This window comes from Nocardia sp. FDAARGOS_372 (genome assembly GCF_002554515.1).
GTDB lineage: Bacteria > Actinomycetota > Actinomycetes > Mycobacteriales > Mycobacteriaceae > Nocardia > Nocardia farcinica.
Window position 1 is genome coordinate 2,572,600 of record NZ_PDDW01000001.1, and the last position, 19,211, is coordinate 2,591,810.

The window sequence follows — 19,211 nt, forward strand, 5'->3', positions numbered from 1 at the left end:
ACCGTCACGTCCACGGAGACCATGCCTTTCGTTGGTCGGTTCACAGGGGCCGGACCTCCTCGACATCGCCCTTGCGCAGGTCGGGCGGCGGCGGGACGTCCTTCTTCACCAGCGCGGGCGAGCCGATCACGTCGCCGATCTCGGTCTTGCGCTGCGGATCGTGTTGCGCGATGGACTTCTTCACCTCGGCGGCGTACTCGCCCTCCCACCACGGCACGGTGCGCACCAGCACCGCGGGCTGGCCGGAGGTGAACACGATGGCGCGACCGCGCGGCAGGGTGGTCAGCGCGTTGACACTGAAGGTCTTCGACGACGACAGCGACCGCGAATAGCTCTTGCCGCCTTTGGATTCGGAGACCGACGCCGAGATCGAATCGTATTCACCGATGGCCTCCGAGCGGTCGCGCAGGAAGTTCATGTCGTCCACGCCGCTGCCGAGCACCTTGATGTTGGCCGCCGACCACAGCGCGAGCATGCCCGCGTCTCCCCAGCAGCGCGCGCCCTGCGCCCAGGACTGCAGGACCGTCATCACCACGATGCCGCGGGAGCCGAAGTGGCTGTACTGCTTGGGCAGGTCCTTCCAGCGCACCACGTTGGCGGCCTCGTCGAGCACGGCGAGCAGCGGGATCGGCAGACGACCGCCGCGGGAGCGGGATGCCTTGCGCATGGCCACGTCGATCACGGCCTCGGTCAGGGCGCTCACCAGCGGCGCGGCCGAGCCGCGGCCCTCCAGCGACAGGCAGTACAGGGTGCCGTTGCGCTCGATGAACTCCAGCTCGTCGAACTGCCTGCGCGGCAGACCGGTCTGCGGGTCCGTGCCGGGCAGGATCCAGCTGTGCACGTTGGTGAGTTGCAGGCAGCGCACCATCTTCTTGGCGGTGCCGAAGATGCCGCTGCGGGTGCGCGGATCGGCGTTGTACTGCATGGCCAGGCCGGAGGCCATCAGGTCGTGACCGGCGTTGCGCAGCAACTCGATCGGTTCGGTGTCGACGGGGTTGGTGACCCATTCCCACACCTTCACGATCGGTTCGCGGCCGAGCGCCGCGGCCAGGAACAGCGCGGCGAGCAGGTCTTCGGCCTCGGGGTCGAAGAACTCGTCCTTCTTGGAGTCCCCGCCGTTGTCGGCGTCGGCGAAGTGCCCGGCCAGGCGTTGCGCCCGCATCTCGCAGCCCTCGTGGTGGGCGTCCACCCAGTCGAGCGGATTCCAGTACCAGCTCGGGCTCTCGTCGGCCACCCCCTGCGGATCGAACACGAAGGTGGGGCTGCCCTTGGCCTCGCGCACGTCGCGGGTGGCGTCGACCACGTCGCGCTTGTTCGAGGTGGACAGCACCGGGCCGATCGCCGCCAGGATCGCCGGGATCACCCGGGACGTGGACTTGCCCTGGCGGGGGCCCCAGATGTCGAGGTGCAGATCCTCGTAGGAGCCGTAGAGCATCACGCCGTCGGCCACGCTGATCCCGATCGGCACGCCCGGTGCGTCGTTGTAACCGAGCTTCATACCCAGCTGCTCGGCCTTCTCCCGCACCCCCGCCTCGGTGAGCGCGCGGATCGCCCCGCCGGTGCCCATGTAGTGCGCCTTCTCGTCCACCGGCAGCGCACCCACCGACTTGCGTTTGGCCATCTGCCTGCGCAGCACCAGCACACCGGCCACGCACGCGAACACCAGCAGCACGATGACCGTCGAGCCGGTGGGCCAGGTGTACTTGCCGCGGGCCATGCCCGCGACCACCTCGATCGGGTTGACCGGCAACTGCTGCGGCGGATTCATCATCTGGTTGCCCAAGTGCAGGGCGATCAGCAGCAGGCCGAACAACGCGAAGCCGGCGTAGACGGCGTACAGGCTGAGATCGGGTCCGGGTACCGCCGGATCCGTGACCTTTTTCTTCTTCGCCATGTCTGCCTCCTCGAATCGCCCTGCGGGGGAATGTCTGTGCTCAGCCGAACGCGTCGAGCCGCCAGCCCTCGGCGGTGCGCACCACCGTGGCGATGACGGTGGCGGGCGGCAACGCCTCGGTGCGGCCGTCGGGATAGGCCACCGTCTGCTCGATACCGATCTTGAACTGCTGGACGTCGCCGCCCGTAGCGCCGGGCGCCCGCTCGCCGGAGGCGAAGGTGAACGCATCGACCCGTGCGCCCGCCCGCGCCCAGTCCGCCCATTGCAGTGCGGGTTTTGCCGTCTCCGTGGGCGAGCTGTCGAGCGTGCGGATCAGGCTGGGGCCCAGCCACTTACGCGCCCGCAGCAACGACTCGCCGGGCGCTTCCGAGGCGGGTGTCCAGGTGTAGATCTCGCGCAACGCGACCACCGCGACGCCCTCCGGGGTGACCGGGTCGGGCGCGGGCGCCTGTTCGAGCAGCCGGGTGGTGGACGTGACACGCTGCGGGACGCCGGAATCGGCGTCCTCGTCGCCGCGCCCGCACGCCGCGAGCGTCACCGCCACGCTGAGCACCAGCACCACCACCAGTTTCGCGCGTGTCCTGTGCTTCCAGGCTAACTGCCGTGACGGGCCCCGCGGCCGCCCGGACGCCGCCACTGCGCTGCCGTGTCCGCTCACAGCACCCTCCGCACCCGCGCGTCGCCGGGCACCGGGAGCTCGCTCACCCCACCGGCGCGGCTGTCCTGTCCGGCAGGCGCGGACTGGATCATCCGCCCCTCCCCCGCGTACACCCCGACCCGCGCGGGCCCGCGCGGCCCGAAGTCGCTGAACACCAGATCACCGGGCTGTGCCTTGCCCATCGACACCTCCTCGCCGAACTCCCACTGCTGTTCGGCCGTGCGCGGCAACATCACCTCGCCGCCGGACGCCGCGAACACCGCCGCGGCGGTCAGGCCAGGCCCGTCCATCCCGCCGTTGCTCGGCCCCTGCGGACCACCGCCGCCCCACACGTACGGCGTGCCGAGCCACTCGTGGGCGGCCTCGAGGATCTGCGGGCCGCGCTCGCCCTCCTCCGGGGTGAACCGGCCCAGCGAGCCCGGTGCGCGGTACTGCGGTTCCATCGCGAGGATGTTCGCCACGTACGGCCGGGTCTCGGAGTAGTGCGCCGCATACTGGTTCGGCATACCGCCGCTGGCCAGCACCGCCCCTTCACCGGCGTTGTAGGCCGCGAGCGCGAGCGCGGTGACATCGCCCTGCACCCGGCCCTCGGCCTGCCACTGCCTGATCTTGGCGGCGAGGGAGCACATGTACCGGCCCTGGCCCATGATGGCGTCGCCGTCGTCCCACACGCTGGCCGCACCGTTGCCGTCGGCGTCGAGAACGTAGGGCCTGCCGTCGATCGGGCTCGCGGAGGCGGCGGTGCCGGGCAGGAACTGCGCCAGGCCCTGCGCGCCCGCGGGCGAGGTGGCGTCGCGCCGGAAGCCGGATTCCTGCCTGCCCTGCGCCGCCAGCAGCGACGGGGTGATCTCCGGGCACAGCGATCCGGCGCGGCGGTACCAGACCTCGAGTTCCGGCGGCACCTTGCCGGGCGCGAGCGCGCCGCCCGGGCTGCCGAAGCCGAGGCTGCACCGCGGGTCGGCCGAGTACCACTGCGCGCCGCCCAGATCCGGTGTCGGCGCGCCGTCGAGCCAGGGCATCGGGTCGATCTGGCGCCCGCCGGTGAAGCGGCCGCCCGGCACGATCTCGAAATGCAGATGCGGACCGCTGGATTCCCCGGCCGAGCCGACGGCTCCGATCTGCTGTCCCGCGCGCACCGTGTCACCGGCCCGCACCAGCACACCGTGATCCCACATGTGCCCGTACACCGCCGAATACGAGCGGCCGTTGACATCGACCGAGTCCACCACGATCCAGTTGCCGAAACCGGAGGCGGGCCCGGCGGCGACCACCCGGCCGTCGGACACCGAGAAGATCGGGGTGCCGTCGGCGGCGGCCATGTCCACGCCCTTGTGCCCGCCGCCGCGGGAGCCGAAGACGTCGGAGACGGTGAAGGTGCCGACCGCCATCGGCAGCGTGCGCCGGATCGGGCCCGCGCCTGCGGCCAGTGACGGCGTGGCGGTCAGGGTCGGGTTCGCCTGCGCGGGCGACGGATCGGCGGCGCGCGGGTCGCCCGCCGGGTAGCCGCCCAGCGGCGGCAGCGCGCTCGGCCCACCGCCCAGCAGCGAGGAACCCTCGCACGGGTCCTCGACCGAGGGCAACACCACCACCAGGACCAACGCGATGAGACCGACGACGGTCCCGAGCGCGAACCACAGCACGCCGCGGGCGCTCACCGCGACCACTTCCGGCGGCAGGCGTCGGACACCGACGCGAGGACTCCGGTCACGTGCGCCGACGGGCTTCGTTGAGGGTGTCGGCCAGGGTGCGGTTCATCTCCGCGGCCGCCGCCAGCTGCTGTTGCAGCAGGGCCACTTTCCGCCGCAACGCGATGACGTCCATCCGCTCGAGACTCGGTCCCTCGGCGGCACGCACCCAATTGCGCACCGAGTTGGCGTGCACGCCGATCTGCTCGGCCACCACCTTGCAGGCCTCGGTCTCGCTGCGCAGCGTGCCGGTCAGGGCGACGACCTGCTCGACCGCCGCCTTGCGCACCTCGGGCGAGACCTTGCGATACGAACGATGCGGCATCATGCGGCACTCCTCCCGCCGAATCTCACGCCGCGCTTCCGTTCGGGGACTCGCCACCGCGCGTGGTGGATTCGGTGAATTCACTGAAACGCTGGTTGGTCTCGTGAATTCCGCTCTCTTTCTCCGACTGGGTGAATTCCATCTGAAACGGTATGCCCGGGCGGCGATCCTCGCCGATCTTCAACAGGAACTTGCCGGTACCCGGCGGCGAGGGCCGCACCTGGCCCGGCTTGAGCGCCTCACCGGTGAGGGCCTGCGGCGCCGACCAGCTGGTCACCATCTCCTCCTCGGCGGCGGTGAACGGCACCGTGCTGTCGAGACGTTTGACCTCCTCGGCGGGCAGCGCGCCGAAGATCTTCGCGCGCGCGCGTTCCAGGAAGCCCAGCGCCTTGGCGATGGCGGCCTCCGTGCCGAGCGCCTGCAGATCCTTGATGGTGTGGCTGATCATGATCAACGCGGTGGCGATGCTGCGTTGCAGGCGGGTCAGCTCGTCGACACGGTCGACCATGAAGTCGCCGAGGCCGAGCACCTGCCACAGTTCGTCCATCACGACCTGGAAATAGCGCTGCGGGCCGAGTCCGGCGTCGGCGAGCACGTGCGCCGCCTCCACCGAGGCGAAACCGTCGGCCCAGCAGGCCAGCATGACCGCGGCTTTGAGCTTCTTGTCGCCGGTCGGGATGTGCGAGACGTCGATGCAGACCGCGACCGAGTCGGTGTCGATCGGCACCGAGGTCTGGCCGTTGAAGACCGCGCCGAACGGGCCCTGGGTCAGCGCGCGGAGCGAGCGGCGCAGCCCCTTGATGGCGACCTGGTACTCCGCCGGGTCGTCGGCGCCGGCGTCGAGCATGAGTTCCTCGCCGCCCGCGACGATCACCTCGAGCAGGTTCTCCATGATCGGCGGCTTGTCCGGGGTGTAGCCGCTGCCCGGCTGGTACAGAATGCGCAGCGCGGTGGAGATCAGCGTCTCCTCGTAGTCGCGCACGCGGGCGCCGCGCACCAGCTCGACCAGACCCGCGATGAGGGTGACCTGGCGGGCCCGGATGTCCTGCAGCACCTGGAGTTGCAACGCCGGGAACTCCTCCAGCCGCGGCACCACCGCGCCCAGCACGCCCGCCGCCAGTGGATTGAGTTTGCCGTGACCGTAACCGAGGTCGATGACCTGGCCGCCCACCAGCTCGACGAGCTTGCGGTAGTCGGGCTTGACGTCGGCCAGCACGAGCGGGGTGATGCCCTGCGCGATGCCGCCCAGCACGATCCGGCGCACCAGCGAGGACTTGCCGAAACCGTTGAGGCCGAGCACGAACAGGCTCGGCGCGGTGATGAAGCTGCCGCGCAGGAACCAGTTCATCGGGTCGAAGCAGACCGGCGCGCCGGTGTGCAGGTGCGAGCCCAGCGGCGTGCCGATCAGCGGCGCGCCCGCCCCGACCGACCACGGCCACAGTCCGGCGACCTGGGCTGTGGTGGCGCGGTATTCCACGGGGCGGCCGACCACGTTCATCCGGCCACCGCCGGGGCCCGCGTAGCCGCGGTCGGTGAGCTGGGCGGTGCTGCGGTCGAAGCCGTCCTCGATGGTCTGCTCGGCGCGTGCGGCGTAGTTGCGGCGGCGGATGTCGTCGGTGCGGATGCGGAAACTCGCCCACGCCGCCCGCAGGCCGGCGCCCTCCCGGCTGACGGCCTCCAGCCTCGCCCTGGTCGCGTCGTCGAGCAGCGGCGGGCCGGACTGTTTGCGCTTGTCGGCGCGGGCCTTCGCGCGGCGCGCGGCCTTGTCGGTGCGCGGGGCACCCATCGCCCGGTCGGCGGTGTGGTCGGCCTTGGGCCGGGCCGGTCGCCCGCCGCGCGCGCCGTCGGGCGCGGGGTGCGGCCGGTGCGCTCGGCGGCGGGACGGCCCCCGCTCCTGGTCCGCGGCGCCTCGGTGCGGCGCTCGCCGGTGGCCCGGCCGCGCTCGGGCGCCGGCCGCTCGCCCGGCGCGTGGTCGGGGCGCGGACGGCGCGGCGCCTCCCGTGCGCGATCGCTCACCCGTGCGGCGTCACCGGCGGGCCTGCGGGGGCGGGAACCGTCGTCGCGGCGGCGCGGCGGTCCCATCTCGTCCTCGTCGTAGGGCCGCGCCCACTGTGCGCGCTCGTCCGGGTCCGCGCGCCTGCCCCGCTCGCGCACCGGTGGTTCGTGTTCGCGTGCCATGACCAGCTCACCCCGCCAATGCCTTCGGAATGGTCGCGTGCTCCGGCAGGATGACACCGCAGCCGAGCGAGGCCGCGAAGGCCGCCGCCTGGTAGCGGTAGCACCGCCGGATCTTCAACCGCGCCTGCGTGGACAGGTCGCGGGTGATGGCCTCGATGCGGGGCAGGTCGCCGCGCAGCGGCTCGGTGATGGTCACCAGCGCGCCGAAGCGGGTGACACCGTGGCCCCTGGCCTGTTCCTCGCGCGCCTGCTGGGTGGCGCCGACCCGCAGCGTCGCGGCGGCCGAGACCACGCCGCGCTCGCTCTGCTGGGCCACCAGCGCGTTCTTGAAGTCCTCGTCGACGATCTCGGCGGCGTCGGCGGCCGAATGCGGCCGGTAGACGATCGCGATCCGCTTGCGCGGCACCTCCGGATTGGGCGCGAGCAGGCGTTGCAGCACCCGTTCGTCGACCGCCCCCTCGGGCGCGGCGTCCATCTCCCAGGTCACCGAGCGGCCGCCGTCGTGGATGAAGTGATCCCACTTCTCGTCGTGCGAGACCGGGCCCGCGTCGGCCCAATCCAGCCCGTGCCCTTCGGGTTCGGAGGCGGCCACCTCGAGGTCCGCCTGCGAGGCCGGATCGTAGCTGCGCCGGATGAAGGCGATCACCTCGTCGGCCGACATCGGCTGCGCCCGCACCCCGGCTTCGGCCAGCGCGGCGCAGATGCCGGGCAACCGCCTGCCGATCTCGACCGCTTCCTCGGCCGGGTTCTTGCGGCGTTCGGCGGTGGTGGCCTTGAAGGTGATCGCCACCCGCGGCAGCAGCTGCACCCGCTCCTGCGGCAGTTCGGTGGCCAGCTCGTACATCACCTGCTGGGCCAGATCCGGTGCCTCGGGACGGGTGATCGTGGAGACCTCGGTGAGCAGCCGGTTGCCGGTCTCGGGCACGGTGTCGATCACCGGCACCACCGCGACGATGTCGCTGGTCTGCCCGACCGAGGCGAGGAAGGTGCCCCAGGCCGAGACCCAGCGGTCGATCACCGGCTGGTCGACGGCCTCGTGGCCCTGCGGCCACGCCCGCAGGACCACGGTGTACTGCGCGAACTGCGGCAGGTGGATCATGCCGAAGCTGTAGCCGCCCGCGTCGATGCCCTCGTAGAGCTTCGACGGCGCGAGCAGGCCGGGCAGCCGGGTGACCCCGCCCGGGATGCGGGAGAACCGCCCACCCCGGTACACGTGCTCGCCGCGACTGCGCGAACGCATCCAGTTGAACATCATCAATCCCGTCTCGTAGCCCGAGCGGCCCCCCGTCCGCCACACCAGTGGAACCATCACCGCCACGCCGACACCGCCGACGATCAGGCCCAGTTTGAATCCGCCGACCATCGCGCAGATCAGCGCGGTGATCACGACGACGAAGCCGATCACCGTCTCTTCCCAGCGCAGGCCGAACAGGCCCGCGCTGCGCGGCTTCTGCCACAGCCCGTAGGAGCGGCGCTCGTAGGTGTCGCTGATCGTCATCGCGGAATGGTGCTCCTCCCGAGGTCGGGCGAGCGGTTCGCCCAACGGTCCCCTGCCACGTCACCCATCGATTCGTCAGCACGGCGCATCCCGCTGGTGGCGGCACGCGCGGCGCCGATCCGGCCCGCGGCGGCAGCAGCTCCGGACGGTACTCCGGCCGAGCCCTGCGTGCCGGAGGCGCGCGGTTGTCCGCTCGCGCCGCCGCCACCGCCACCGCGCGGCGGGGTGGGCCGGGGCGCGCCGCCACGGCCGCCCGCGCCACCCGGCGGCCGCGGCCCGGCACCGCTGCCGGATACGTAACCGGCCGAACCCGGGGCGGCCGCACCCTTGACGCCGACCGCCTTGGTGCCCATCGCACCGAGGGCGGCCGCGGCCACCAGGGTGCCACCCGCGGCGGTGAGGCCGGAGCCGCCGGAGCCGACGATCGCCACCGCCGGGGTGACCAGGCGCATCAGGGCGGGCAGCACGAACGCCACGCTGCACAGCAGCACGATCGCGACCAGCATGCGCTGGGCCTCTTCGCCTTCGGGCAGCGAGGTGGCCGAGGTGAGCCCGTCGACGTGCCCGGCGGTGGTGAACGCGATCATGTAGACGATCGCGGCCACCGGTTTCCAGAGCATGAACGCGATGATCCAGCCGACCAGCTTCTGATACGACTGCTTGCCGACGTTCATGCCCGAGGCCGCCGCCGCCAGCGGCAACACACCCGCGGCGATGATCAGCAGGCCCTGCCGGACGATGGCCAGCACGATCTGCGCGAGCGCGCCGAGCAGTCCGACGATCGCGATGATGAGCACCAGGCCGGGCGAGAACGCTTGCAGCTTGCTGGTTTTCACCATCAGCTCGGCCATGTCCTTGGCGTTGCCGTTGGTGGCGTCGCTGATGATCCACTCGGCGAACCGGTCGGAGGCCTGCGTGCCCGCCACGATCACCGCGCCCAGCATCCAGGAGCTGAACACCACCCGGGCGAACATGCGGAACGATTCGGCCGCCTCGCTCACGGCGGCTCCGCGTCTGGCCTCGGCCAGTCGGGCGCCGGTGAGGATCACCGAGGCGATGAGCAGCAGGATCTGCACCTGATAGGTGTAGTCGTTGATCTTGGTGAACAACGAACCCGAATCGCTGGCCGCCTCGTTGGGCACCTTCATCCAGAACGTCAACGCCAGGATGATGGCCTCGCCGAGGCCGTTCATCAGCGAGTCGACCACCTTGCCGAAGGTGGAATCCCACGCCTTGTCCTTCACCGCGTCGGCGGCGTCGCCGGGATGGGAGGCGGCGTTGCCCGCCTTGCACACCGCGGAGGCGGCATCGCCCAGCGAGATGCCGGGCAGGCCGACACCGTCGAGGGTGTCGTGGATCTCGTTGCAGGTCTCGTCGAATCCGTAGGTCTGCCCGTAGGCCACCGTCGGGGTCGCGATCATCACGGTGAAGATCACCGCGAGGATGGTCAGGAGTTTTCGCACCATCGTGTGCACCCCTCGTGGCTCGGCCGTCTCTGTGGTCACCATGTCGTCCACCCCGCAAGCGATTCGATGTATTCGGTCCGGCTGCCCTCGGCGGTGGCGGGCTTGAGCCGCCAGTCCCCCGCTTCCCACACCATCACCAGCCGCAGCGCCACCCACAGCTGTCTGCCGTCGACGGCCGGTGCGCGCGAGGCGAACCGGACCACGGCCAGGTCGTCGGCATAGCTCTCGACCTGGAAGGCGTCCGGCGCGACGAAGTACCGGGTGATCCGTTCCGGCTGCTGCTCGGGCAGCCGATCCTCCTCGAGCGCGCGGTCGTAGGCGGCGAGCTGCTGGGCGGACACCCGCACCTGGCGCACGTACAGCTCCCGATCGGCCGGGCGGGCGTTGAGCCGGTAGGTGATCTGCGCGGCCGCGAGCACCGCACCCTGAGGCGTGTGCGCGTAACCGACGGCCTGCCCCTCCTCCAGCCGGGCGGGCCCGTCGGAGGTGGAGAACGGCACCGAGGCGCCGTAGACCCGCTGCCAACCGTGCGGGCGGTCGAGGCCGTCCGGGCGCGCCGTGAGCCAGTCGGCGTCCTCGGGGGTGCGCTGCAGCGTGGGATCCTGCGGGAGTGGTTGTCCGGCAGGGTTGTTCGGAATGTCCACGCGGCGGCCGAAGATGTCCACCTCGGGGGTGGCGAAGCCCTCGCCGACGGTGGCGGCCAGCTCGGCCTGCGCGCCCTCGGCCGCATCGTCGTCGCGGGTGATGTACACGACGACACCGGCGATGACGATCAGCGCCAGCAGCGCCGCGGACGCGACCGCGCCGAAGGAGACGCGGTCACGCGCGTACGGCTCCTTCTGACTCACTGCGGTGCCTCCAATGTCACGATGTCGCCGGGTGGTGCCGCGACCGCCTCGGTCGGGCGTGCGGTCGTCTCCAGATCTGGCAGCCGTAATCTCCAATCGCCGGCGAACCACTCCACCACGGTGTGGTGCACCGCGGTGGAGCCGTCCGCATAGGTGGTGTAGACGTCGACGGCGCTGCGCTGCGCCGTGTACTCGGTGATCCGGTACCCGAGCAGCCGTGGCGCCGACGCCGGGTCGGCCGGGCCGGTGATCGACAGGCGCACCCGGTCCACCGCCCACGCGTCGCGGGCGGGCCCGGGCACCACTTCCCGGGCCAGCACCGCGGGCCAGACACCGTCCGGGGCCAGCGACAAGCGCACCGTGTGGGTGATCGCCGCGACCGCCGCGCCGGGCGGTGACTGCGCGAAACCCGTTGCCGCGCCGTCCGCTTCACTGTTCGGGCCCTGCGCGGCGTGTGGCAGCGCCACGCCACGGTACGACTGCCAGCGCACCTCGGTCGGCGCCGATCCGAGGTCGGGCGCCGCGTCCGCCACCTCGTCCGCGCAGCCGGTCGCCGTGGCGAGCAGCACCGCACCCACCATTCCCACCGTTCCCATCCGCCGCCCCACGCTCACGCCGGCAGGAAGGCCAGCGCGATGCCCGAGGCCGTGCTCGCGACGATCGCGCCGATGAGGCTCATCATCACCCCGTGGGAGGCATCGTTGGCCGCCAGGTCGCTGCGGAAGGCGATCCACAACCTGCCCGCGGACAGGATCATCCAGGCGAGGCACACCAGCAGCACGAACCACAGCAGCCAGTTCAGCAGCTGCATCAGCGGTTCGAGCACCTCGGCAGGCATCCGCTTGTAGGCCAGCAGTTCGGCGTGGTTTCGCAGCGTGGACATTCCCCGACCTCTACGTACCGATGACAGCGTTCATGATGGTGCCCGCGCTGGTGGCCACCACGCCACCGATCATCGCGCCCGCCACCATCTTCGGGGACTCGAGCCCGCCGCCCGTCCACCGCTCCCACGCGAATTTGCCACCGGCGTAGATGATTCCGCAGATACCCGACAGCAGCACGAACCAGGTCAGGTACCGCACCAGCTGGAGGATCTTCTCCGATCCGGGAGGCGCTTCCGGGGTCGGGTTGCCGACCTGGGCGAGCACGGTGCCGTAGGTGTCCTGTACGGCCAGGAGAAACATGCTCATCGGGACCCTTTCTCGAAAGGTGGAGAGGTGATGTCGTCGTCGGCGAATTCCGTTCCGCTGTCGAGTTTCTCACGTACCGCGTCGACGATGTCAGCGCCCAGCTCGCGGACCTCGACCGGTACCTCGGCCAGCGGATCGATCTTGCGCTTGCGCTCGGGCATCGGGTCGCCCGGCGTCCAGATCGGCAGCTGCTCCGGCTCGACCAGGGTCCACTCCTCGTACCACGGCACCTGCCACAACGGCCCGGCCAGCGAACCGACCACCTCTCGGTAGCGGCGGATCTCGGCGGGCATGCGGCCGGGCCGCGCGGCGACGGTGATCAGGCCGAGCACCTCGGACGGACCGCCGAAGCCGAAGTGGTGCTGCCGCAACAGGTCGTGGGCCCGGGTGAGTCCGGCGATGGTCTCGCGCGCGACCAGCACCACGAACGGCGACTCCCGGTCGAACACCCCGGGCCAGCGCCGGGAGGTGTCCGCGGCGGGTGCGAGCACGTGCGCCAGGGTGGTCGCGCCCGCGCCGCCGTGCACGCCGAGCAGCCACACCAGCGGTGCCCGGCCCACCCCGGGCACCGGGCGGTCCCACACCGGCGCGCGGCGCGACTCCGGCGGGGCGACCACCCCGGCCGGTCGCGGATCGAGTTTGCGGCGAAGTCTCATGGCGGCGGTCATGATGCCACCCCCGCCACGAGTCGCTCGTACGCCCGGCGCGTCTCGGCCGCCAGGTCGGCGTGGCGGACCAGCTCGCCCCGGGCCAGGTGCGGATCGTAGGGGATCTCGCGGATGTCGCGGACCCAGCCCGACAGGTGCGCGCGCAGATGATCGGCGACCCGGGAGTCGTCGCCGGGCGCCTGGTGCGAGATCACCAGGGTGGTGTCACCCACGATGCCGCCACCCTGCCCCTCGGCGGCCTCGCCGAACTCGTCGTCGAGCCATTCGAGCGTCATCCGCAACCGGTTCGCGGCATCGGGGCGGGCCGGAATGGCAAGCACCAGCGCGATATCGGCGTCGTAGAGCAGCGGACGCAGCTGTCTGCTCGCGATCGGGTGGCCGCCGTCGTAGACCGCCGTGTACCCGGCGTCGGCCACCGCGCGCGCCACGGTGGAATAGGTCGCGCGGCGGCGCAGCGGGGCGGCATCGCGCCAGAGCAGGCCGATGCCGGAGGTCGCCCGCGACAGGCATTCCTTCAGCGGCGCCGGTTCGTCGTCGCCGCGGCCGTACAGCCACGACTGCAGGCTGATCGGGTGCAGATGCTCGTCGGCGCCCCGCAGCGCCAGATCGCTGCCCGCCGCGGTCGCGTCGACCGCGACCGTCGGGGTACCCGCCGAGCCGAGCTCCCCCGCGATGCCCAGCGCCGTCGTCGTCGTGCCCGCACCGCCGCAGCCGCCGACCACCAGGATCGGCCGCTGCCCGAACCCCTCGGCCTCGCCGTCACCGCCGCGCCGCCGCAGCCGCACCACCGGAGCCTTCGAACGCGCTTGTCGGCTCGGCGGGTCGCCCCGGTCGGGCGCCTCGTCGAGCCAGCGGCTCCAGTCCTCTCCCATCGCTCTCAGCTCTCCTTATCCGGCCGCGATGCCCGCGATGAGCACCCGGCCGTCGATCACCTCGGTGGTGACCATCTGCTTGTTGTACGTGGCGGGCGCGCCGCCCGGCCGGTACTCGGTGACCTCCACCGCGTACATGGTGTCGCCGAGCGCGGCGATCCGCACGCAGTGCGTGGTGCCCGCGGGGATCGAGTCGATCCCCCGCTGGATCACCGCTGCCGCGGGCACCGCGGCGGCGGGCGCGACGAACTGCCTGGCGCGCTCGCCGGAACGTTCGACGTAGTAGGCGTATTGGAAGCCGAGCACGGCGTCGGGCCCGGAGGTGGTGCCGCCCGGCGCGGCGCTGCGCACGATGCGGTCGGTGCGTTCGGTGGGACAGCCGGTGGTGATGCCCGCCTGCGCGCTGCCCGCGGTGAACCGCATCGGCGCGGTGGCGGGTGCGGCGGCGGGCCGGTCGGCCGACAGCCGCAGCAACACGATCGCGCCCACCGCGGCCGCGATCAGCAACAGCACCGCGATCACGAGCACGACCACCGTGCGACCGCGGCGGTAGGCCGGATGCTCGCGCAACGACCGAGCCGGGGCGGGTTCGGGGAACGGATCGTCGTCGTAGTCGTCCTCGTCGTCGGACCACGGGAAGCGCACCAGGTCGGCACCGCGCTCGGGGAACTCGTCGTCGGGGCCGGGCGCGCGCACCGCGGCGGGCGCGTCCACCCAGTCCGACCAGCCGCCGGTGAACTCGGCGCGCCGGGTCGGCAGGTCGGCGGGCACCTCGGTGATCGCCCGCGCCTCGACGGGATCCTCGTCGCGAATGTAGTGCGGATACCGTGCCGGTCCCTCGTCGTCGAGCGGTTCGAGGCGGTCCTGATCGGCGGGCGACCCGCTCGGCGCGGCGGTGTCGGGTTCGAGCGGGTCGTACCACCGGGACAGATCTTTGTACGACTTCAACATTCCCCCATTCCCGCGGGGCCGGGCGCGTGGTGTCGCATCGTCGGACCTCTCGGCGATCAGTTCGTGGAGAACGGGTAGTTGTGGTCGGTGGTACCGGGTCGCACGGTGGGCGGAATCGAGGCCACGCCCCCGGATGAGGCGCCATCGGCTCCTGTCCCGAACGGAAATTGTCCCGCACTCCCGGCATTCGGCGTAGCCGACGCGCCGTCGGGCGCCCCGGCTATTCCGGCGCCACTGCTCCGCGCACCGCCCGCACCCTGTTCGGCCAGGTCACGGGCCACGGCGGCGAACCAGTCGGCGACGTAACGGGTGGGCGTCGCGCCGTCGGCGGCGACCGTCGCGGTGCTGTAGGCACCGTGGCGGCGGGCGGTGTCCCAATACCGCACCCAGGTGGTCAGATCCAGCAGTTCGCGGTGGTCGGTGACGCTGGCGACGACCGCGTCGTAGGCCTGTGTGACGAGCCGGGACACCGTGGTCGGCGGCACCAGGTGCGGTACCGCTCCGGCCAGTTTCGTGCCGAGCAGCGCGAGTCCCGCGGCCGGGTTGCTCAGGCCCGCGGTGGCGAGTTCGGTGAGGGCCGAGGGGTTGAGCACCGTGCGGAGCACCGCGACGACGGCGTTGAAGCCGATGAGGCCCACGCGCAGCACCCCGCGCAGCGCGCCGTCGACGTCGAGTGGGACGCGAGGGTCGGAGGCGTCGGCGATCCGCTCGGCGATCGACTTGCCCGGTGCGAGCGACAACTGGGCCGGGGTGTTGCCCTGGATGTCCTGCTCGGCCACCGCCGCGGCGGTCTTGATCGAGGTGAAGGCCAGCGCTTCGGCGATGGAGCCGAGCGCGGTGACCGGGTCACCGCCGCTGATCCGCGCCTGGCCCGCGATGTTCGCCACCGCGCGCAGGATCGGCGCGTCGGCGGGGGCGTCACACGCGAGATCGCCTGCGGCACAGAAGCTCGCGACCCGTCCGGTGAGGGCGGCGAAGTTCGCGGCGCGGTCGCGCTCGGGCCCGATGCCGCCGCCCGGCGCGGGTGCAGGCGGCAGCGCGGGGAGCGCGGCCAGCCGCTGCCCGTGGGTGCCCGGTGCCGGGTCCGGAGTGCGCTTGCCGGGCGAGCCGGGGAACAGGGGGGCGTTCGGGTTCCGCGTCGGATCGCCGAACAGCGCCACCGCGGCGACCCGGTCGGCCGGGACCACGCCCGCCCCCAGCCCGACCTCCTGGGCGAACATCGAGGCGACGTGGGCGCCCTGCGAGTAGCCGACGATCCCGAGGCGGGTGTCCGGGCACCGGTCGGCGACCTGCCGCGCCATCGTCCGCAGCCGTTGCAACCCACCCTGGACCGATTCCGCGTAGGGCGCCGCGCCACCGTCGGTGAACCCGCCGAAGCTCGCCTCGTAGGGGACGTAGGCACGGTCGACCAGGCCGGGCTCGGCGGCGCGGGCCAGCAGCGGGCGGAACACCGTCGACAGCATGCCGGTGTCGGTGGTGGGGGCGGCGTCGGGCGAGGACTCGCCGGTGCCCTGGACTCCCAGCGCGTACAGGGCCGGGCAGTCGTCGATCGCCAGATTCGTCGACGGCGCAGCGGGATTCGCATGCGCGTGCGCCGGAACCGAATACGCGGCAGCCACGGTGACGGCGGTTGCGACCACCAGTCCCGCGAGCCCAGCCACCTGTCCAGTCATAGCGCTTCGCAATCAGTCCCCGTTGCCGCAACAACCCTCGACCCTGAAACGCAATAGACCGTAACAGATTCCGGCTATGACTGGCACAGCAGCGAAAACTTTACGCAAAACGCCGAATACTACCCCATCCACGGCGGCGTGCCCGGGAATCCCACCCGGCAAGTTTCCGAACCCATGCATGAGAACGCAACCGAGCGTTGCGGTTTCGGTCACCGCCCGCCGCACCGGCGGCGCGGCTCCAGCAAATTCTCGGCATCCCAACTGTCCGGCCACCGCGGGGCTCGGGCTCCTCAGCCGCCGCGCGGGGCGTACATGATCACCGCGACGCCCACCAGGCAGATGCCCGCGCCGAGCAGATCCCATCGGTCCGGCCGGAATCCGTCGACCAGCACGCCCCACGCCAGCGACCCCACCACGAAGACACCGCCGTAGGCCGCCAGCACCCGGCCGAAGTCCGGGTCCGGCTGGAAGGTGGCCACGAAGCCGTAGGCCCCGAGCGCGATCACCCCGGCCGCGATCCACCACAGCCCCCGGTGCTCGCGCCAGCCCTGCCACACCAGCCAGGCACCGCCGATCTCGGCGAGTGCCGCCAGCCCGAACAACACCAGCGACCGCAGGACCGTCATGGGTCGCACGCTACCGCCCCGTCCGCCGGCTCCGCCCCCGCCCGCGGCCGTCCGGCAACGACCGCCCGAGCGCAGGCCCGAGCGCCGAAGCGGCCATCCGGCCGCCGCCACCGCGGCGGAACGGGAGACAATGGTGAGGAGCGGTCCACCACGACGCAGCGGCAGAATGGTCTCGAGCGGTAATGTGGTGCGATCGCGGTACGGAGAGGCGGTGGCATGACTCAGCATCTAGGCGAGGCGAATGTCGAGCAATCGGCGGCTGCTGCCCCGAAGACGCAGCCCGCCGCGCCCGCGACCCCGCCGCGGCCCACCCCGAACAACGTCCCCCAGCGCCAGCCCGGCGCGTCCGCGGCCGTGCCGACCTCGGCCTCGCGCCGGGTACGGGCCCGGCTCGCCCGCCGGATGACCGGCCAGCGCGGCATCGCCGCGGTCAAGCCGGTGCTCGAGCCACTGGCGACCGTGCACCGTGAGCTGTATCCGAAGGCGAACCTGGCGCAGCTGCAGAAGGCCTTCGACGTCGCCGACGAGCGGCACGCCCACCAGTTCCGCAAGTCCGGCGACCCCTACATCACCCACCCGCTCGCGGTCGCCAACATCCTGGCCGAGCTGGGCATGGACACCACCACGCTGGTCGCGGCCCTGCTGCACGACACCGTGGAGGACACCGGCTACACCCTCGACCAGCTGCGCGCCGAATTCGGTGACGAGGTCGCCCACCTGGTCGACGGCGTCACCAAGCTGGACAAGGTCAACCTGGGCGCCGCGGCCGAGGCGGAGACCATCCGCAAGATGATCATCGCGATGGCGCGCGACCCGCGGGTGCTGGTCATCAAGGTCGCCGACCGGCTGCACAACATGCGCACCATGCGGTTCCTGCCGCCGGAGAAGCAGGCGAAGAAGGCCAAGGAGACCCTCGAGGTCATCGCCCCGCTCGCCCACCGCCTCGGTATGGCCACGGTCAAGTGGGAACTCGAGGACCTGGCCTTCGCGATCCTGCACCCGAAGAAGTACGACGAGATCGTGCGGCTGGTCGCCGACCGGGCGCCGTCCCGCGACACCTACCTGGCCAAGGTCCGCGCCGAGATCGTCAACACGCTGGCGGCCTCGCGGATCAACGCGGTGGTCGAGGGCAGGCCCAAGCACTACTGGTCGATCTACCAGAAGATGATCGTCAAGGGGAAGGACTTCGACGACATCCACGACCTGGTCGGCATCCGCATCCTCTGCGACGAGGTGCGCGACTGCTACGCCGCGGTCGGCGTGGTGCACTCGCTGTGGCAGCCGATGGCGGGCCGGTTCAAGGACTACATCGCCCAGCCCCGCTACGGCGTCTACCAGTCGCTGCACACCACCGTGGTCGGCCCGGACGGCAAGCCACTCGAGGTGCAGATCCGCACCCACGACATGCACCGCACCGCGGAGTTCGGCATCGCCGCGCACTGGCGGTACAAGGAGACCAAGGGCAAGCACTCCGGCGATCTGGCCGAGGTCGACGACATGGCGTGGATGCGCCAGCTGCTCGACTGGCAGCGCGAGGCCGCCGACCCGGCCGAGTTCCTGGAGTCGCTGCGCTTCGACCTGAAGTCGCCGGAGATCTTCGTCTTCACGCCCAAGGGCGACGTCATCACGCTGCCGCAGAAGTCGACCCCGGTCGACTTCGCCTACGCGGTGCACACCGAGGTGGGACACCGCTGCATCGGCGCGCGCGTCAACGGACGGCTGGTCGCCCTGGAGCGGCAGCTCGAAAACGGTGAAGTGGTCGAGGTTTTCACCTCCAAGGCGCAGAACGCCGGGCCGAGCCGGGACTGGCAGAACTTCGTGGTGTCCCCGCGCGCCAAGGCCAAGATCCGCCAGTGGTTCGCCAAGGAGCGCCGTGAGGAAGCGCTGGAGAGCGGCAAGGAGCAGATCTCCAAGGAGGTGCGCCGGGTCGGGCTGCCGTTGCAGCGGCTGATGAGCGTGGACGCGATGACCGCCGTCGCGCACGAGCTGCACTACACCGACATCTCCAGCCTCTACACCGCCGTCGGCGAGCACCAGGTCTCCGCCCACCACGTGGTGCAGCGGCTCATGGCCCAGCTCGGCGGCATCGGTGACGTGGAGAACGAGCTCGCCGAGCGCTCCACGCCCTCGACCACCCCGAGCAGGCAGCGCGTCACCGGCGACGCGGGCGTCCTCATTCCTGGTGCCCCGGGCACGGTCGCCAAGCTGGCGAAATGCTGCACGCCGGTGCCGGGTGACGAGATCATGGGCTTCGTCACCCGCGGCGGCGCGGTGAGCGTGCACCGCACCGACTGCACCAACGCGGCCTCGCTGCGTGAGCAGTCCGAGCGCATCATCGACGTCGAATGGGCGCCCTCGCCCTCCTCGGTGTTCCTGGTCGCCATCCAGATCGAGGCGCTCGACCGCACCCGCCTGCTCTCCGACGTCACCAAGGTGCTCGCCGACGAGAAGGTCAACATCCTGTCCGCCTCGGTCGCCACCCACGGCGACCGCGTGGCCATCAGCAAGTTCACCTTCGAGATGGGCGACCCGAAGCACCTGGGCCACCTGCTCAACGTGGTCCGCAACGTGGAAGGCGTCTACGACGTCTACCGCGTCACCTCCGCCGCCTGACCGCGCCGGCCGCCACCATCACGGCGTGTCCGGCCCGGACATCACCCGCCCCGACGGCGCGCGCGG

Annotated in this window: 17 protein-coding genes; 1 reads left to right on the forward strand and 16 read right to left on the reverse strand. The window is 71.6% G+C overall.

Annotated elements, in window-relative coordinates:
- Positions 1 to 40 precede the first annotated feature (40 nt).
- The 16 genes from CRM89_RS12345 to CRM89_RS12420 form a co-directional block, all read right to left on the reverse strand.
- Positions 41 to 1,894: a type IV secretory system conjugative DNA transfer family protein gene (locus CRM89_RS12345; protein WP_011210201.1), complete on the reverse strand. Its 1,854-nt coding sequence runs from the start codon at positions 1,892 to 1,894 to the stop codon at positions 41 to 43.
- A 40-nt stretch (positions 1,895 to 1,934) separates the two neighbouring features.
- Positions 1,935 to 2,453, reverse strand: coding sequence for a hypothetical protein (locus tag CRM89_RS12350; protein ID WP_229434706.1), 519 nt, complete (start codon positions 2,451 to 2,453; stop codon positions 1,935 to 1,937).
- 95 nt (positions 2,454 to 2,548) lie between these two features.
- Positions 2,549 to 4,207, reverse strand: a complete 1,659-nt coding sequence (locus CRM89_RS12355) for a peptidoglycan DD-metalloendopeptidase family protein (RefSeq protein ID WP_060593239.1) — start codon at positions 4,205 to 4,207, stop codon at positions 2,549 to 2,551.
- 49 nt (positions 4,208 to 4,256) lie between these two features.
- A complete protein-coding gene (locus CRM89_RS12360; RefSeq protein WP_011210204.1) occupies positions 4,257 to 4,565 on the reverse strand; it encodes a transposase in 309 nt (102 codons plus the stop codon).
- Between the two features lie 22 nt (positions 4,566 to 4,587).
- The gene (locus CRM89_RS12365; RefSeq protein ID WP_228790261.1) at positions 4,588 to 6,348 is read right to left on the reverse strand and encodes a hypothetical protein; all 1,761 of its coding nucleotides are present in this window, start codon (positions 6,346 to 6,348) and stop codon (positions 4,588 to 4,590) included.
- A gap of 399 nt (positions 6,349 to 6,747) precedes the next feature.
- Positions 6,748 to 8,238, reverse strand: coding sequence for an SCO6880 family protein (locus CRM89_RS12370; RefSeq protein WP_011210206.1), 1,491 nt, complete (start codon positions 8,236 to 8,238; stop codon positions 6,748 to 6,750).
- Positions 8,235 to 9,704, reverse strand: coding sequence for a hypothetical protein (locus CRM89_RS12375; protein ID WP_041561160.1), 1,470 nt, complete (start codon positions 9,702 to 9,704; stop codon positions 8,235 to 8,237). Before CRM89_RS12375 ends, CRM89_RS12370 begins: the two co-directional genes overlap by 4 nt.
- A gap of 35 nt (positions 9,705 to 9,739) precedes the next feature.
- Entirely contained in the window at positions 9,740 to 10,552 is an 813-nt protein-coding gene (locus tag CRM89_RS12380) for a hypothetical protein (protein WP_098084059.1), read from the reverse strand.
- Positions 10,549 to 11,148 (reverse strand): hypothetical protein, encoded by a 600-nt coding sequence (locus CRM89_RS12385; RefSeq protein ID WP_228821946.1) that lies wholly within the window; start codon positions 11,146 to 11,148, stop codon positions 10,549 to 10,551. Before CRM89_RS12385 ends, CRM89_RS12380 begins: the two co-directional genes overlap by 4 nt.
- Before the next feature lie 14 nt (positions 11,149 to 11,162).
- Positions 11,163 to 11,435 carry a hypothetical protein gene (locus CRM89_RS12390; RefSeq protein ID WP_011210210.1) on the reverse strand — a complete coding sequence of 91 codons (273 nt, stop codon included), beginning with the start codon at positions 11,433 to 11,435 and terminating at the stop codon, positions 11,163 to 11,165.
- Positions 11,436 to 11,445: 10 nt separating this feature from the next.
- On the reverse strand, positions 11,446 to 11,742 hold the full coding sequence (locus CRM89_RS12395; protein ID WP_011210211.1) for a hypothetical protein: 297 nt from the start codon (positions 11,740 to 11,742) through the stop codon (positions 11,446 to 11,448).
- Positions 11,739 to 12,410: a hypothetical protein gene (locus CRM89_RS12400; protein WP_011210212.1), complete on the reverse strand. Its 672-nt coding sequence runs from the start codon at positions 12,408 to 12,410 to the stop codon at positions 11,739 to 11,741. Before CRM89_RS12400 ends, CRM89_RS12395 begins: the two co-directional genes overlap by 4 nt.
- Positions 12,407 to 13,282 (reverse strand): hypothetical protein, encoded by an 876-nt coding sequence (locus CRM89_RS12405; protein ID WP_011210213.1) that lies wholly within the window; start codon positions 13,280 to 13,282, stop codon positions 12,407 to 12,409. Before CRM89_RS12405 ends, CRM89_RS12400 begins: the two co-directional genes overlap by 4 nt.
- Before the next feature lie 15 nt (positions 13,283 to 13,297).
- Positions 13,298 to 14,233, reverse strand: coding sequence for a hypothetical protein (locus CRM89_RS12410; RefSeq protein ID WP_098084061.1), 936 nt, complete (start codon positions 14,231 to 14,233; stop codon positions 13,298 to 13,300).
- Between the two features lie 56 nt (positions 14,234 to 14,289).
- Positions 14,290 to 15,906 carry a cutinase family protein gene (locus CRM89_RS12415; RefSeq protein WP_098084062.1) on the reverse strand — a complete coding sequence of 539 codons (1,617 nt, stop codon included), beginning with the start codon at positions 15,904 to 15,906 and terminating at the stop codon, positions 14,290 to 14,292.
- A 290-nt stretch (positions 15,907 to 16,196) separates the two neighbouring features.
- Complete coding sequence (locus CRM89_RS12420) at positions 16,197 to 16,532, reverse strand: YnfA family protein (protein WP_060590082.1); 336 nt, start codon at positions 16,530 to 16,532, stop codon at positions 16,197 to 16,199.
- 216 nt (positions 16,533 to 16,748) lie between these two features.
- Between CRM89_RS12420 and CRM89_RS12425 the strand changes: the two genes are divergently transcribed.
- Complete coding sequence (locus CRM89_RS12425; protein ID WP_011210217.1) at positions 16,749 to 19,145, forward strand: bifunctional (p)ppGpp synthetase/guanosine-3',5'-bis(diphosphate) 3'-pyrophosphohydrolase; 2,397 nt, start codon at positions 16,749 to 16,751, stop codon at positions 19,143 to 19,145.
- Positions 19,146 to 19,211: the final 66 nt, after the last annotated feature.